Origin of the sequence: Nonomuraea sp. NPDC049400, assembly GCF_044466425.1 — a bacterium.
In the GTDB taxonomy this organism is placed as follows: domain Bacteria; phylum Actinomycetota; class Actinomycetes; order Streptosporangiales; family Streptosporangiaceae; genus Nonomuraea.
This window is the reverse complement of sequence record NZ_JBITMP010000061.1, coordinates 1-14,884: the sequence shown is the minus strand read 5'-3', so window position 1 is coordinate 14,884 and position 14,884 is coordinate 1. Positions and strand designations below refer to the sequence as shown.

The 14,884-nt window shown below is 67.1% G+C and carries 18 protein-coding genes; 11 read left to right on the top strand and 7 right to left on the bottom strand.

Annotated features, from left to right (window positions below; genetic code table 11):
- Window positions 1-355 precede the first annotated feature (355 nt).
- The 4 genes from ACIBVN_RS51520 to ACIBVN_RS51505 all read left to right on the top strand — a co-directional run bounded on the left by ACIBVN_RS51520 (window position 356) and on the right by ACIBVN_RS51505 (window position 4,641).
- Entirely contained in the window at window positions 356-904 is a 549-nt protein-coding gene (locus ACIBVN_RS51520) for a sigma factor (RefSeq protein WP_397148704.1), read from the top strand.
- A complete protein-coding gene (locus ACIBVN_RS51515; protein ID WP_397148702.1) occupies window positions 901-2,106 on the top strand; it encodes an NAD(P)/FAD-dependent oxidoreductase in 1,206 nt (401 codons plus the stop codon). Before ACIBVN_RS51520 ends, ACIBVN_RS51515 begins: the two co-directional genes overlap by 4 nt.
- 292 nt (window positions 2,107-2,398) lie before the next feature.
- A complete protein-coding gene (locus ACIBVN_RS51510) occupies window positions 2,399-3,295 on the top strand; it encodes an RNA polymerase sigma-70 factor (RefSeq protein ID WP_397148701.1) in 897 nt (298 codons plus the stop codon).
- Window positions 3,296-3,684: 389 nt separating this feature from the next.
- Window positions 3,685-4,641 carry a helix-turn-helix transcriptional regulator gene (locus ACIBVN_RS51505; protein ID WP_397148699.1) on the top strand — a complete coding sequence of 319 codons (957 nt, stop codon included), beginning with the start codon at window positions 3,685-3,687 and terminating at the stop codon, window positions 4,639-4,641.
- Window positions 4,642-4,867: 226 nt separating this feature from the next.
- On the opposite strand, the gene ACIBVN_RS51500 is transcribed toward ACIBVN_RS51505, so the two are convergent.
- On the bottom strand, window positions 4,868-5,167 hold the full coding sequence (locus ACIBVN_RS51500) for an ATP-binding cassette domain-containing protein (RefSeq protein ID WP_397148697.1): 300 nt from the start codon (window positions 5,165-5,167) through the stop codon (window positions 4,868-4,870).
- An 849-nt stretch (window positions 5,168-6,016) separates the two neighbouring features.
- Between ACIBVN_RS51500 and ACIBVN_RS51495 the strand changes: the two genes are divergently transcribed.
- The 5 genes from ACIBVN_RS51495 (at window position 6,017) to ACIBVN_RS51475 (ending at window position 9,174) form a co-directional block, all read left to right on the top strand.
- Window positions 6,017-6,481, top strand: a complete 465-nt coding sequence (locus tag ACIBVN_RS51495) for a hypothetical protein (protein ID WP_397148695.1) — start codon at window positions 6,017-6,019, stop codon at window positions 6,479-6,481.
- A gap of 218 nt (window positions 6,482-6,699) precedes the next feature.
- Window positions 6,700-7,161, top strand: coding sequence for a hypothetical protein (locus ACIBVN_RS51490; RefSeq protein ID WP_397148694.1), 462 nt, complete (start codon window positions 6,700-6,702; stop codon window positions 7,159-7,161).
- A gap of 37 nt (window positions 7,162-7,198) precedes the next feature.
- Window positions 7,199-7,417 carry a hypothetical protein gene (locus tag ACIBVN_RS51485; protein ID WP_397148692.1) on the top strand — a complete coding sequence of 73 codons (219 nt, stop codon included), beginning with the start codon at window positions 7,199-7,201 and terminating at the stop codon, window positions 7,415-7,417.
- Window positions 7,414-7,569, top strand: a complete 156-nt coding sequence (locus tag ACIBVN_RS51480) for a hypothetical protein (protein WP_397148690.1) — start codon at window positions 7,414-7,416, stop codon at window positions 7,567-7,569. The genes ACIBVN_RS51485 and ACIBVN_RS51480 overlap by 4 nt, the downstream gene beginning before the upstream one ends.
- Before the next feature lie 168 nt (window positions 7,570-7,737).
- A complete protein-coding gene (locus ACIBVN_RS51475; protein ID WP_397148688.1) occupies window positions 7,738-9,174 on the top strand; it encodes a serine hydrolase domain-containing protein in 1,437 nt (478 codons plus the stop codon).
- Between the two features lie 63 nt (window positions 9,175-9,237).
- Here ACIBVN_RS51475 and ACIBVN_RS51470 read toward each other — a convergent pair whose 3' ends face one another.
- Window positions 9,238-9,792 (bottom strand): peptidase dimerization domain-containing protein, encoded by a 555-nt coding sequence (locus ACIBVN_RS51470; protein WP_397148686.1) that lies wholly within the window; start codon window positions 9,790-9,792, stop codon window positions 9,238-9,240.
- On the opposite strand from ACIBVN_RS51470, the gene ACIBVN_RS51465 reads away from it, so the two are divergent.
- Window positions 9,791-10,171 carry a hypothetical protein gene (locus ACIBVN_RS51465; RefSeq protein ID WP_397148684.1) on the top strand — a complete coding sequence of 127 codons (381 nt, stop codon included), beginning with the start codon at window positions 9,791-9,793 and terminating at the stop codon, window positions 10,169-10,171. The genes ACIBVN_RS51470 and ACIBVN_RS51465 overlap by 2 nt on opposite strands.
- Here ACIBVN_RS51465 and ACIBVN_RS51460 read toward each other — a convergent pair.
- The 4 genes from ACIBVN_RS51460 to ACIBVN_RS51445 form a co-directional block, all read right to left on the bottom strand.
- Complete coding sequence (locus ACIBVN_RS51460) at window positions 10,147-11,361, bottom strand: cytochrome P450 (RefSeq protein WP_397148682.1); 1,215 nt, start codon at window positions 11,359-11,361, stop codon at window positions 10,147-10,149. The genes ACIBVN_RS51465 and ACIBVN_RS51460 overlap by 25 nt on opposite strands.
- A 106-nt stretch (window positions 11,362-11,467) precedes the next feature.
- Complete coding sequence (locus ACIBVN_RS51455; RefSeq protein WP_397148680.1) at window positions 11,468-12,115, bottom strand: TetR/AcrR family transcriptional regulator; 648 nt, start codon at window positions 12,113-12,115, stop codon at window positions 11,468-11,470.
- A gap of 185 nt (window positions 12,116-12,300) precedes the next feature.
- The gene (locus ACIBVN_RS51450; RefSeq protein ID WP_397148678.1) at window positions 12,301-12,471 is read right to left on the bottom strand and encodes a hypothetical protein; all 171 of its coding nucleotides are present in this window, start codon (window positions 12,469-12,471) and stop codon (window positions 12,301-12,303) included.
- Window positions 12,472-12,648: 177 nt separating this feature from the next.
- Window positions 12,649-13,611: a VOC family protein gene (locus ACIBVN_RS51445; RefSeq protein ID WP_397148676.1), complete on the bottom strand. Its 963-nt coding sequence runs from the start codon at window positions 13,609-13,611 to the stop codon at window positions 12,649-12,651.
- A gap of 91 nt (window positions 13,612-13,702) precedes the next feature.
- On the opposite strand from ACIBVN_RS51445, the gene ACIBVN_RS51440 reads away from it, so the two are divergent.
- Complete coding sequence (locus ACIBVN_RS51440; RefSeq protein ID WP_397148674.1) at window positions 13,703-14,281, top strand: TetR family transcriptional regulator; 579 nt, start codon at window positions 13,703-13,705, stop codon at window positions 14,279-14,281.
- A gap of 158 nt (window positions 14,282-14,439) precedes the next feature.
- Here the strand turns inward: ACIBVN_RS51440 and ACIBVN_RS51435 are convergent, their stop codons facing one another.
- Window positions 14,440-14,733, bottom strand: coding sequence for an SDR family oxidoreductase (locus tag ACIBVN_RS51435; RefSeq protein ID WP_397148672.1), 294 nt, complete (start codon window positions 14,731-14,733; stop codon window positions 14,440-14,442).
- Window positions 14,734-14,884 lie beyond the last annotated feature (151 nt).

Here is a 14,884-nt window from a genome sequence, read left to right as displayed (position 1 = left end):
ACGTCATCACCCAACAGCCCGTCGGCGACTACCAGCCCGGCCAGCACGGATAGTGATGTCGATCTGCGTCAGGCTGGGTGGGACGAACTCCAGCAGCCCACTCCCACCTCTGACCTCTGAAGTTCAAGATACGCAGGACGGAACACGTGCCGCTGAGTCCGTGGCAGCGCCACCGAGGGCTCTGGCAGGCCTTGTTGAGGTCCCGCGTGCGTGTGGAGGGCGCGTTTCAGCGTCAGATCGCCTCGAGGTTGGCGTTGACGAACGATGTTTCATCTCGGCGGTACGACGGCGCAACCCCTCGGAGCGTGAGGCGACGCGTCAATTTCACAGTTCGGTGCGTTGTCTCGTCGAACCGGTGAGGGCAGTTGCGACCAACGGGGTCGGCAACATCATGAGCATCCCATCCGAGCCAGGAGATGGCCGGCTGGATCCGGGCCTGAGCGCGATCATGAGCGAACGGCGCCAGCTGATCAATCTCGCCTACCGGCTCCTCGGCTCTCTGACCGATGCCGAAGATGTCGTCCAGGAGACCTACGCCCGCTGGTACGCCATGACTCGCCAGCAGCAGGAGGCCATCGAATCGCCTGGCGCCTGGCTCACTACGGTCGCCGGCCGCATCTGCCTCGACTTGCTCGGCTCCGCACGGGCCCGGCATGAGAGGTATGTGGGCGAGTGGATCCCGGAGCCGCTGCCCGATCGTACAGAGTGGAACAACGGGTGGCCGGGCGGTGGTCCGGTCGACCCGGCTGACCGGGTCACCCTTGAAAGACTCGTGTCGCCACAACTCTGGGTTGTTGCTCAGCCGAGCCCGCACCTGTGGAGTGACCTGCCTCACAAACTGTCACAACCACCGATCACGCGGTGTCTTGAGGTCAAACGCCAAGAAGTGAAGGAGACACCATGACTGGGAACACTCATGTGGTCGTGATCGGCGGCGGATACGCGGGAGTCATGGCCGCCAATCGCCTGACGCAGCGCGACGACGTGGCCGTGACCCTGATCAACCCGCGCCCGGCCTTCGTAGATCGGATCCGCCTTCACCAACTGGTGGGCGGGTCCAACGACGCGGTCGTCGGATACAAAGACGTCCTGGCCGACGGCGTCAGGCTGGTGGTCGACACCGCGACCAGGATCGATGCGGCCGGACACAGCGTGATACTGGCGACCGGCGGCACGGTCGACTACGACTACCTGATCTACGCAGTGGGCAGCGGCAGCGCCGACCCGGGCGTGCCCGGAGCGGCCGAGTTCGCCTACCCGATCGCCACCCTGGAGGAGGCGCAGCGGCTGCGGCCAGTGCTAGACGCCGCGCCCGCAACGGCCGCCGTGACGGTGGTCGGAGCTGGTCCGACCGGCATCGAGACCGCCGCCGAACTGGCGGAGGCCGGCCGCACCGTGACCCTGGTGTGCGGCGGGGTGCTGGGCCCGTACCTGCACCCGCGGGGGCGGCGCTCGGTCGCCAGGCAGCTGGCCGATCTCGGTGTGACCGTCCTCGACGGCCCCCACTCGACAGTGACGGCCGTGACCCGCGGTACCGTCCAGCTCCGTGACGGCCGCGAGCTGCCGAGCACAGTTACCATCTGGACCGTCGGCTTCGGCGTGCCGGACCTGGCCGCCCGCAGCGGGCTGAGCACCGACGCCCTGGGCCGCCTGCGCACGGACGAGACGTTGACCAGCGTGGACGACGTACGCATCGTCGCGGCGGGGGACTCGGTGGCACCGTCGGACCTGCCGTTTCGGATGAGCTGCCAGGCCGCGGTTCAGCTGGGCCCGCACGCCGCCGACACGGTGCTCAGCCGGATCGCGGGCCGGCACCCTGCGCCTCTCGCCCTGGCGCTCGTCGCCGAGTGCATCAGCCTGGGGCGCCGGGCCGGCATCTTCCAGCTCGCCCACAGGAACGACGTCGCGATGAGGCTCTACATCAGCGGCCGCCCGGGCGCGAAGATCAAGGAGTTCATCTGCCAGGGCATCCTCTGGCAGCTGGCGTATCAGGCACGCAAGCCCGGTTCGCTCAACTGGCCAGCCTGGGCCAAGGATGCCAAGCGCCGGCAGCTGCTGCAGGCCAAGCGCGGCGAGGCTCTGGCCACCGCTGAGCAGACATCCTAGGCCACGTGTCGGTGGGCCGATCCGGTCGACCTTCAACGGATCTGGACGGCACGTCGGGCGTCGGCGCCCCCAATTGCGGTGCACCGCCACACGCACGCGTTCATCGACGGCCACAGCAACGCATCGTTGGCAGTTTGGATGTCACAGCCGTGCGCATGCTGGTGCCTCGCTGTCGTTCGCACCAAACAGGGGGTCGGATCGAACGGCTACCAACAAAAGAGGGCCTTGCCGTGGATACACGCTTGAAGGCCGTCGGCGACCAGGCCCGACCGCGAAGGAGAGAGGGCGAGATATGAGCGACCACGCCGCCGACCCGGTGACCGAGACTTTCCTCGCCTACCGCAACCTGCTCTTCACCGTCGCTTACGAGATGCTCGGATCTGCGGCCGATGCCGAAGATGTCCTGCAGGAAACCTGGCTGCGATGGGTCAAGGCCGACGTGGATCAGGTACACGACCAGCGTGCCTACCTAGTCCGGATCACGACCCGGCAGACGCTCAACCGTCTGCGCAGCATGAAGCGCCGCAAGGAGGCGTACGTCGGCCCTTGGCTACCCGAGCCGCTGCTCACCGCACCGGACGTGACGGAGGACATCGAACTCGCCGAGAGCGTGTCGATGGCGCTGATGATCGTCCTCGAGACGCTGTCGCCGACAGAGCGCGCCGTCTTCGTGCTGCGCGAGGTCTTCGACGTCGGCTACGACGAGATCGGGGCCGCCGTCGGCAAGAGCCCTGCGGCCGTCCGCCAGATCGCGCATCGCGCCCGCCGGCATGTCGAAGCCCGACGCCCTCGCAAGACAGCCACCCCGAGCCAGACCCGGGCAGCTCTGGAGTCGTTCCAGCGCGCACTCGAAGTCGGGGACGTGCAGGGCCTCTTGGACGTGCTCGCCCCTGAGGTCGTCTTGGTGAGCGACGGCGGCGGCGTCAAGCAGGCCGCGCTGCGGCCAATCATCGGCGCCGAGAAGGTGGTCCGCTCCATCGCCGGCGGCCTCGGCAAGGCCGACGTCACGCTCACTGGTGATCCCACCGTGGTCAACGGCAACCCGGCACTCCTCGTACGCGTGGACGGCGAGATCGACGGCGTCCTGGCGATCCGCGTCGAGGACGCCCGCATCACCGGCCTCTACTACGTCCGCAACCCGCAGAAGCTGACCCGCATCGAATCCGAGGCCCCACTCACCCTGCGATGAATGCCGGTGGCGCAATAGCTGCGACTGACCAGGCACCGCGGCTGGCTTCGCTACCGAAGAGTTTCCACAAACTCAGCCAGATCTCTTGCTGGAAGGTCGTTCATGATGAAGAGCGTGGTCGGCGAATTGGCCTGTCTGGACCTGCCGCTCGAGCGTGGCTCCCGTTCGACCCACCCGCCGAGTACGAGCGACTACGCGATGAGCAGGTCGACGTCTCGGCAGCGTCCTGAACGTCGTCGCGTTTCAGGATCAGCATCCTGAGTCCCTGGCTGCAGGGGCTCTTGCCAACGCCTCCACACCGGAACCAGAGCGGTTGCCCCAGACACACCACGACCGGAACGCAGCCGGTCGGACTACTCAGACTCATGAAGGTCGGAATAGGGACACGAATGCGCGAGGAAGGGACGGATCGCTTGCGGGCGACGACCTGGAGAGGCTGGACCACTAATCCCGATGTGTGCCGCGAGCTCGTTGCCGCAGGCATGGATGATCTCTCTGCCGACGGTCGGCTCGTCGATCTCGGCGTGGCTGTATTGGAGGTGAAGCGATTCCGCCCGGTACACCTCCAGCGAGAGGCTGAGCAGGTGCGGGCCGAAGATGAGGACATTGTCCAGCTCATCCTGCCCATGCACGGCACCGTCAGCGCGACATGGGCCGGACGGGAAGACACCGTGACCGTGGGAGATCTGTACGCGCACGACCTTGCCCGCCTCGAGCAGATGAGCCTGCAATCGGACGGGCATGATTCACTGGAACTGGCCCTGGTCGCCATCCCGAAGCCGGTGCTGCCACTGCGAGGCGATGCGATGACTCCTCTGCTCGGGCAGGGCGTGCCCGTCGACGGCGGAGTGAGCGCGCTACTCAAGGGATTCGTCGAGAACCTGTTTGACGAGAAGTTGTCGCTCAACCCGGCAGATCGGCAGCGGCTGGGCATGGTACTGGTGGATCTCGTAACGGCGTGCTTTTCTAGCCTGCTCGAATCCGGGCCGGGCCCGCGGCCAGGCTCCCGACGACAGTCCCTCACCCTGCATATTCGTACCTACATTCAGCTTCATCTGCATGATCCTCAGCTCACTCCGCAGTCGGTCGCGGCGGCACACCACATCTCGGTCAGCTACCTGCACCGGCTCTTCCAGGAGCAAGGCGACACGGTCTCGGCGTGGATACGCGACCAACGGCTGGAACGCGCACGACGTGACCTCGCCGACGCGGCCCTGATCGCCGTCCCGATCCACCGGATCGCCACCCAGTGGGGGTTCGCCCGGGCCGCCGACTTCAGCCGTACTTTCCGCACTGCCTACGGCGAATCTCCGCGCGAGTTCAGATCCCGGACGGCATGCCCGTAGAGGTGAGACGTAAGCGTGCTCACGCGGCGATGAGTGACGGTCCTTCGTCGGTGGGTCGGTCGGACCAGGGAGCGCAGAACCTATTGGTCGCGGGCTCCGCCGATCGTGTGAACACCGCTGGGCCCCGGGGTTTAGGGAGGCGCCTTCCCCGGCCGTATCTCGCATGCGCGGAACGTGGAAAGGGCGGTGCGGTGGCTCCATTCGCCGGTCACCGTGAGAATGCCGATCACGGGGAGTAAGGTGCCGAACGTCTCCCGGCCGGTCCGGCCGGGATGCTGCGCGCCGGCGTCAAGAGGACGCCAACCTGGGAACCCGGACAGCCCAACTCAGTGTACGGGCGGCCCAGCACGGTGGCCGAGCCCGAGGTGGGGCGGGACAACCCCACCAGGATGCGCATGGCCGTGGACTTTCCGGCGCCGTTGGGCCAGAGGAACCCGGTGATGCTGCCCGCTTCGGCAGTGAAGGACACGTCGTCAAGTGCCTTCACGTCCTTGTAGAACTTGCTGACGTGGTCGAACTCGATCATGCCGCTACACATCTGCGGAACGCAGGGCAAACGCCTGGGAGCAGTGTTTTCCGCATGGTGTCAGGCCTTTCGTTGTATTCAGGAATTGAACCGGTCACCACCTTTACGGCAGATCTCCACACTGTCAATCGCAAGAGATAACTGCGGGCGACGCGGGAAGGCAGTGCGCAGGTTTTGTAGATGCTATGCGCTGGACAGCGTCGATCAGTTTGACCAGCCTTGGTTGCGCTTTCATCGATCATCTTCGGGAGGTTTCGCGTCATGCGTTTGTCGTTCCTGGCGGCCGGTGTGCTGCTGGCCCTTTCCGTCTCTGCCGGCGCCGTACCCGCCTCGGTTGCCGCTTCCTCCTCCGCAGATGCCGTGCCAGCTTCCACCGCCGCGGCACCATCTCCTTATCCCGGCACATGTGCAGGTGACAGGGCGGACCCCTCCTGTACGGCGTCCAAATGGTATTGATTACCATGGGCCTGTGGCGCGGACGTGGTCAGGGCAGGCCGCCAGCCTCGGAATATAAAACTCATGGTGACGTTGACGCGGTCGAGGAGAAACTCCGCGGGACTGGCGTGCGTCGGGTCGAGAGGACGGCCTCGGCCCACCGCAATACCGCAACTTGGCTGGAAAAACGCGCCGCCCTCGTCGAGTTCCGCGCTCCGCTGTCGACGTGGGCGGCGCCCAGGAAACGGTGTTCCCCGGGAGCCGCGGCAGGATCAGCCCAAACCGCTGGAGCGCATTGCGATCCCCCATTTCGGTTCGGCGGTTTACGCATTCCATCATCCGCGCAGTCCGTGCGATGTCGCTCGCGCCGGATCCACGAATAGTTAGCGAGCACTGGAGAAACGAGAAGACGACATGAAACGACGTTCGTGGGCTGTCGCGGCACTGGTTGGCGCGACCATGCTGTTCTCGACCACGCCACCCGCCGGAGCACAGGCATATCCGACTCCGATCGGGGTGTGCGGCGGCGGCAAGATGCACGTCATCGACAAGCACAGGCTCAAGTTCGGCGACCGTGGAAAGACCTACGCCACGATCTACCTGCTGTACGACGGCAGCAGGAATTGCGTCGTCACCTGGAAAAGCCGCGAATTCGCCGGCTCGACCCGGCTGCGCGTTGAGGCCTATCTGCAGGTCAAGGGTTCACCCACACTCGCGGCCAGGGACCGGCATCCCTATCTGTACGCAGGACCGGTCATCGCCAACGCGGCCAAGAAATGCATCAGATGGGGCGGCCGGATCTTCCTTCAGCCCCGTCCCGGTCATCCCGTGCTCAGCCAGCGCTGGATGCCCAAGAAGCCCGGACACTGCGGCGCCTGACACCGATCCTCATACCGAGTTCGGCCAGCGGTGGTACCGCACGCCGCACGACGTACGCACGCCGCACGACGTACGCACGCCGCACGACGTACGCACGCCGTCAAGCGTGGAGTGAGCGCGTGGATTCTGTGGACTCGGTGAGCTGGACCGGTCGATCGAGGTTGAGCAGCCTGGGTGGCGCTCTAACGAAAACATCCCCACACGAGGAGGTTCACGGAATGCGGAATCGAGCTCTCTGGGCGGGAGCCGCCGTCGCCCTGGCGGCGTCGCTGTCCATCGTGTCGCTGTCCACCGCGTCCGCGTCGACCGCTCTGCACCCGATGGCCGCGGCCACCGTTCAGGGCAAGTGCCTGGGTGACAAGGCGGTCGCGGCGCCGATGCGGTGGAGCCAGTGGCGACACGCGTGCCGGCTGGAACTCGGCGCCAAGCTTCTCTATCGATGGGAGGCATCCAGCCGGGTCTGCGTGCAGGTCCGCGGCTACAAGCAAGACAAGCCATATCGGCGTGCCGCCGAGTGCGGCAGGAAAGGGGAGATCACTGTCACATGGACGGACCATCCCAAGCACGACACCTGCAAGACAGGGGACTGCGCCCCGCGGAAGCGCCTGCCCAAGTTGCGTGCCTACAGCTCATCGGACGTGAGCACCGCCGTGGTCACCTGGGGCGCGGCGAGGCAGTGATGAGCCGTCGTACGGATGAGACCGGAGCAACTGGCACATGTCGGACCGTGTTCCAGGTCTCGTGGTCGAGGCGAAGCGCTTCCGCCCGGTGCATTTCCAGCGCCACGCCGACCAGGTGCGGGCAGAAGCCGAGGACATCGTCCAGCTCATCGTGCCCATCCACGGCACCGTCAGCGCGACATGGGCCGCGGAAGGCGAGACACCGCGAGCGTGGGCGAGTTGTGCGTGCACGACCTTGCCCGGCTCGCGGACATGAGCCTGCAATCTGACGGGCGAGACGCTCTGGAGCTGGCCCTGGTCGCCATCCCCAAGCCCGTGCTGCCCCTGAGAGGTGAGGCGATGGCTCCTCTGCTCGGGCAGGGCGTGCCCGTCGACGGCGGAGTGAGCGCTGTTCAAATAGGTCATTGAGGATCTGGCCGGCCAGAAGCTGTCGCTCACCCCAGCGGACGGGCGCGTCTGGCCGTGCCCGCCCAGGAGATAGCCCTGCGGGAAACGTCACTGGTGTACGGAGTGGACCGCCTCCCCGTTGCCTGGTGACCACGCCTTGCCAGAATCGGTCGTGCTCAGGTGGTTGAAGTGCTCGTGAAAATGATCGCCGCGCTGTCGGCTCTGGTGGCATTCGCTCTCGCCCTGTTCTGGCTCCCACAGCCACCTACGCTCGGCCCGCAGACGACCGGCGACCCTGCTCTCGCCGCCCAGGTGCGAGGTGCGGCCGGGACCGACGGTTACCAGAGCCTGTCGGTGGCGCTGATCGAGCACGGCAGAATCCGGTTCGCAGGGCTCGGCGCCGCCGACGGCACACGCGCCGCCGACCAGCGCACTCCCTACGAGCTGGGCTCGATCGCCAAGGTCATGACAGGCATGCTGCTGGCGGACCTGGCCGAGGAGGGCCTGTCACCCGACACGCCCGTCCGCGACCTGCTGCCGGGGGCGGGCCTGTCCACTACGGCGACTGTGGCCGAGTTGGCCTCGCACCGTTCCGGCCTGCCCCGGCTTCGTACGACGCCACAGGCCATCGCCGGAGCGTTGCTGAGCACGTACACCGGCGGCAATCCTTACCGGGGCGCAGGGCCGGAGGTGGTGTTGGCCGACGCGGCCGCCGTCAGGGTAGGCGAACGAGGCAAGGTCGCCTACTCGAACCTGGGCATGGCGCTGCTCGGCATCGCCCTGGCGGAGCATTCGCACACGACGTACGCCGATCTGCTCCGCACCCGCGTCCTCGTCCCGCTGGGCATGACGTCCACGAAAGCACTCACCCCCCAGGACGGCCTCCCGCCCGGCCATGCCACCGGGCGGGCGGAGAACGGCATGGCCGTGGATCCCTGGCGTGCCCACGGTCACGCGGCGGCGGGCGTCGGCGTCTGGTCCACCGCCGAGGACGTCGCCAAGCTCCTTCATGCCGTCATGACCCGCACCGCTCCAGGCGCCGACGCCGCCAACCCGCGCTGGAGCCAGAACGAGCGCCACCGCGTCGGCTACGGCTGGTTCACCACCCAGTACGGGAACCGGGCCATCACCTGGCACAACGGCGGGACCGGCGGATTCACCTCATACACGGGCTTCGACCGGGCCACCGGGCGCGGCGTGGTCGTCCTGAGCAACACCGACAAGCCGGTGGACGCCGTGGGCCTCCGCCTGCTCGGCATCGAGAAGCCCGACGGTGAGAACCGATCCCCCGTGATGACGGTAGTAATGATCCTTTTCGCGTTCAGCGGCCTCGGGCTCGCGTGGTCAGCGGCTCGCAACCGCGGGGCCGACCGGTTGTCGGTGACCGGCCGGGGGCTGTGGGCGCTGCTACTGCTATGGGTGGCACGCAACGCGGGTCCCTGGAATGGCGTGCCGCCTGTGGTCTGGCTTGCTGGGGCTGGTGTGCTGGCGGCGGCCATCGCCCTTGCCGTCCTCCGGTGGCCGAGCCTGGCGACCGGCTGCACGCCGGTGCCCTGGCGGAGCTGGATATCGGTTGCCCTGCCGTTCGCCCTCCTGATCACGTTCGGAGTGGCAGTGACGCTCTGATCCCCCCGGAGGAGCGCCGGTGCCCCGCGAGCAGCGGCGGGTGGGAACCCGGCTGCGCGGCCGTCAGGTCAGCAGGTCGCCCGCATAGAGGGCGTACACGGCGGCGCATGGCGGCCTCGTCGATGTACTCGTCGGGCCCATGGGAGACGTCCAGGCGGCCCGCGCCGTAGCCGAAGGCGGGAATGCCGAGTTGCGCGTACCAGCGAATCTCGGAATGCCCGCACACATCTCGAACCGGGCCGGGGTGCCCTGGACCTCGCTGACCACGCGCGCCAGCGCGGCCGCCGCCGGATGCTCCTGGTCGGTGCCGGCAGAGGGCTGCAACTGGACCGTCTGGACCGACACACCGGCGCCGATCTCCCGGGCGGCGTCCTCGATTAGGTCGGTCAGACGCTTGAGCTCGCCGTCGAGGTCCTCTTCTGGGTTGTAGCGACCGTCGACGGTGAAGTAGGCCGAGCCGGGGACGACGTTGAAGTTGGAGCCGCCACCGGACAGGCCGCCGACCACGAGCATGGTGCCGGGGGCGTCGTCGGGGTTCATCGGGTAGGAGGTGGGCCGGCTGGCCATTTCGGCGGCATAGCGTTCGACGGGGCGGGCGATTATCCCTTGGGGCGGCATGACTCTCACCTCCCGGTGGCCGACGAGCCGCACCGCTGGCGTTGCGAGCCCCGGGACCCGGCTCCCGCACCTGTGGCTCGCCGGGCTGTCGACGCTCGTCCGCGACGGCCGCTACCTGCTGCTCAACGGCCCCGACGGACGCGCTTGGGCACAGGCCACGCGCGAGGCCGACCCCACGGGCGCTGTCCTCGACGTGGCCCTCCTCCGCAGAACCGATCGCTGCGGCATCGGAGAGAACGGGGCCCTGCTGGTCAGGCCCGACCACGTGACCGCCTGGCGCGCCACCCATGCCACTCCACATGCCCTCGCCGACACCGTGGCTCAGTCCTCGGGTCTTCCGTCCGGCCGGCTTTCTCACCAGGCGACGGGGAGCTCGTGAGGGCCGTAGATGAACTGTTCGTGGGCGAAGGAAAGGCTCGCGGGATCCACGGCGAGCCGCAACGTGGGGATGCGTCGGAAAAGCGTGGTGTAGGTGACCTGAAGCTCCAGACGGGCGAGTGATTGGCCGAGGCACTGGTGCACGCCGAATCCGAACGCCAGGTGCCCGCGGACGTCGCGTTCCAGGTCCAGCCGATCGGGGTCGGGGAATCTCCGCTGATCCCGGTTGCCGAGTTCGGTCGGGACCACGATGGCCTCTCCTGCCCGTATGATCTGGCCGGCCAACTCGAAGTCGTTCCGCGCGATCCTGCGCAGCCCGGCCTGCACCACGCTGAGATACCGGAGGAGCTCCTCAACCGCCGTGGCGATCTCCCCGGGTTCCTCGGCGGCTTTGAGAAGGGCAAGCTGGTCGGGATCGCGCAGCAGGGCCAGGGTGCCCAGGGAGATCATGTTCGTGGTGGTCTCGTGCCCGGCGACCAGCAGCATCATTCCGATCGTGGCCAGTTGTTCCGTGGACATCGCGCCGGTGGCCACCTGCTCCACAGCCAACGCGGACAGCAGGTCGTCCGCCGGATCGGCCGTCTTCTCGGCGATCAGGGCGCCCAGGTAGTCCAGCAGTGCGCGCTGGGCGCGCACGGTGTCCTCGGGCGTCCGATCCCGCCTGACAATGATCTTGCTATTGCGCTGGAAGAACTCGTGGTCGACGTACGGCACGCCGAGTAGCTCGCAGATCACCAGGGACGGCACCGCCAGCGCGAACGCGTTCACGAGGTCGGCGGGAGCAGGGCCGGCCAGCATCTCGTCGATGAGGCCGTGCACGATCTGCTGGACGGCGGGACGGAGGCGTTCGATCCGCCGGACGGTGAACGTGCCCGTCAGCATGCGGCGCAGCCGAGCGTGTTCGGGGTCGTCCATCTGCCCGATTCCTGGGGTGGTCGTGACGACCTGGCGGGTGGCCGCGCTGATGTGCGGGTAGCCGGGTCGGGAGGCGTCGGAACTGATCCGGGGGTGGGCCAGCAACGCGCGTTGGTCGTCGTAGCGGGTCACCGCCCATGCCGTGGTCCCGTCCCACAGGGTGACCTTGGCGAGTGGCTCATCTCGTTGCAGCTCTCGTAGACCCGGTGCCGGGTCGAAGGGGCAAGTCCCAGTCCTGCGCATCGGATATCCGGGGTTCTGGGGCGAGGTGCTCACGTGCGTTCCTCCGACACTGGAGTTGGTGAACGATTGTTCGCCATCTTAACAAACAAGTGTTAGGCAACTTTGGCCGGGGCCACTCGCGAACATTCATCGGAGGTGATCAGGAGGCGATCAGCAAGGAGACGAGCTCGTCGACGAACCGTGCGATGTCGGCGTCGGAATCGTCGATGACGTAGGAGAGCATGACGCGCCCTGGCGCGCTGGTGATCAGGACAAGGGCCGCCCGCTCGGCCGGCAGCCGCAGCCGGATCCCTGCTCGCTCACAGTGCTCCAGGCTGGCGCGCAGCTCGTCGATCACTGTGTGCGACAGGTTGATGTGGCTGCTCTCCTCGCTCATGCGCAGTCCGAGCAGCACGCGGGTGAATCCGCGGTTGTTCAGCGCGTACCCGCAGAGCGCGCGGAGCTTGGCACGGAGGCGGCCGACCGGGTCGGAGGCGTCCACCGCCTGCCCGGCTCGGCCCACGAGGTCGAGCAGCCGGTGTGCCTCGAACTCCAAGAGGGCGCCGATCAGCTCGGATTTGTCGCTGAAGTGCGCGTAGATGCTGGCGGGGGCGATGCCGACACGCCTGGCCACCCCGCGCAGGGTGAGCCCTTCCACCGCGCCGAGCTCGCCGAGCATCTGCCCGGCCGCAACGAGGATCTCGGTGCGCAACCGCCCGCCCTCGCCCCAGCGGTTGCGTTCCCTTGCCCGCACCGGACCCGGCTCGCGGGCGGCGCCGGCTCGGGATTCGCGAGCTTCACCGGTCACATAGACATCTTGCCGCGCCGCGCGGTGACCGCCGTACGCCGGGGACACATGTAGGCCCTGATGGCCTTGGTCTCGCCGCGGATGGTCGCCAGAAAGTTCGCAACCAGGAGGTGTCGGTTCCAGCTGGTCGCCTTGGGCTACCTGTTCGGCGCCCACCACCGACTGCATCACCACGCTGGCATCGTTCAGGTCCGCAAACTCGCCGACATGGTGTTCGGGCCCACTGCTGTGGACCCTGCACTGGAAGAGATCCGCTCTACCTGCCCAAGCAATCCCACGCCGGGCAGTTGCTGGCGGTCAAGGAGGGCATCGAGCAGATGCTGGAACAGCTCGAGCTCACCGACGACGAACGCCAAGCCCTCGAGGGACCGCGACGCTGTCGCCGCGCTGGCCGCACGCCTGGCCGATACCCCGACGCCGGGCGGACCCACCCCCAAGGAACTCGGCACCGGGGTGGCTTTCATCCCGTTGACGACTCTACGCGACAGCCTCCCCGAAGGATCGTCATGAGGCCCCATCGTGCGGAGGTTGCCTCAGTCATCCTGGCGAAAGATGATCGCGGTGCCCAGGGCGGCGTTGGCGGACACGAACATCTCTCCGGTATCGGTGTGGGTGGCCGGGATGTCGTTGTCGCGCAGGAGCTGCTCGGTGGCGGCGATGTCGCGTACGGATACTGTGTAGGCGACGAACGCAGGCAGGGCCGCCGGGCGTTCACCTGGCAGCAGGCTGGCGAGCGCCGATGCTGCCACGATGGTGATGTTCGCCCGGTCGAAACGCGTCACCTGGCCATCCCGCGCCTGGCCGAAGTAGGTGCCGTAGCGGTGCTCAAGCTCGGGCAATGCCGAGTCGGCGACGCACAGCACACATTCGACCAGCCCGGTGGCGCCGTTGGGATGGTCGGTGTGCTGCTCGTCCTCCAGCGCCTCGACTGGAGTGTTCTCGGCGAATCCGATCCTGCCTTCCGGCACCCGCCCGGCGGGCAGATGGGGACGGGAGATCTCCAGGTAGCGGGCGGGCTCCATCTTGGTCCCGGTGCTGGTCTCGACGGGTCGCTGGATGGCGTGCACGCCACCGTGGCTGACGTCAGCGGTGGTCAGCCGCGCGGCGACGCTGTCGATGTCCGGCGTATCGGCGATCATGATGTGAAGGCCCTGGAAACGCTGGAGCAAGGACGTGATGTTGGCGGCGGTGGCGCGGATGGCCGCCATCAGCCCCGGCAGCTTGTCGTCAGGCACCTGCAACGGGATGGGGCGCGCTTCGCCGGGCGTGCGGCCGGTGTCGTCGAGGACGGCTACCAGTTCGATGAAGTTGCGAGGGAAATACACATGGGTGTTGGCCACCCCGAACGGTTCGGCGGGGCCTCCCACGACGCGCGGGAGGACGGGATAGGCAGGTGCCGGCACGGTGAAGCCGAGCTGGCGGTACCGCTCCATCGCCTGGTTCATGTCCTGCACGATGTGCCCGACGTGATGCAGGCCGTTGATGTCGTCGCCCATAGCGGGTCACCTCCGTATCCGGGGATAGATTAGATAGTATACTATCTTTTGATAGTATACTATCATTTGCGTGAACGATAAAATTTGGTGCATGAGTGACAGCGGGCTACGCGAACGCAAGAAAGCCAAGACCCGGGAGGCGATCCTGCGCGAAGCGTTCAGGCTCTTCCGTGAGCGCGGCTACAACGCCACCACCGTCGAGCAGATCGCCGCGGCCGCCGAGATCTCCCCCGCGACCTTCTTCCGCTACTTTCCGACGAAGGAGCACCTGGTCACGCTCGATCGCTTTCCGCCTCTCGTCGAGGCCCTAGCCGCTCAGCCGCCGGGCCCACCGGTCGCCGTGCTGCGCGGCGCATTCCGCACGGCGTTCGCCGCCCTGTCCGCCGAAGAGATCGCCGCGGGACACGCACGAGAGGTGTTCGCGGCCACCGTGCCCGAACTGCTGGTGGCAAACCTGCGCAAGAGTCCGGGCGTGATCCGCGAGGTCGGCGAAATCGTGGCGGACAAGGCCGGATGTGCCGCGGACGACCCGCGGATACGCAACGCCATCGGTGCTGTCATCGGGGTCGTGGCCATGGTCTGGCTCCAATGGGCACAAGATCCCGATATGGACGGGCCCGCCGAGATCGACACGGCGCTGGCGCACCTGGAGTCCGGCCTGGGCCTGTAGACCGACCACTCGGGTCCGCGCTACCCGAGGCAGTTGGCTTGTCTGAGGCTATTTCCCACTCCGCTGGAGGCAGGTCTCGCCCAGGCCCTCGCGTATCTACCTCTGCTGGGACGGCGGACGATCACCTGCCTCTGCAGGATCATCCGGAGATCGTTACCTCATATTCGCAATAGCGTGCCCGTTCCAATGAGCGTTCGAGGATGGTGTGAGGGAAAGGTGATCCGGCCCGCGGTGTGCCATGAGGCGTAGTGGCCGGGCGTGGGGCCGGTCAGAGTTGGGGTGACTCCGCCGTCCACGGCGAGCTCGACGCCCGCGGTGTACGTCGCGTCGAAGGCGAGGAACGCGGCCGCGGTGGCGATCTCGTCGAGGGTGCCGAAACGCCGCATGGGATTGTCCGCGACGCGCTCCGCCTTGAACTGCGCGGCGTTGAGCCTGCCGAAAACTACGTCCATGCAGGTCAAACGGCATGTGAGTACTCGTGAAAGATTCCGCCGAGCCGGTTTTGTCGGCGTTAGCGTCCACGGGAGTGGTGTACGGGTTTGAACCTACTCGTCACCTTGATGCCCGTAAGGGAAGATCGATGTGACATGAGGGCGGCCACTC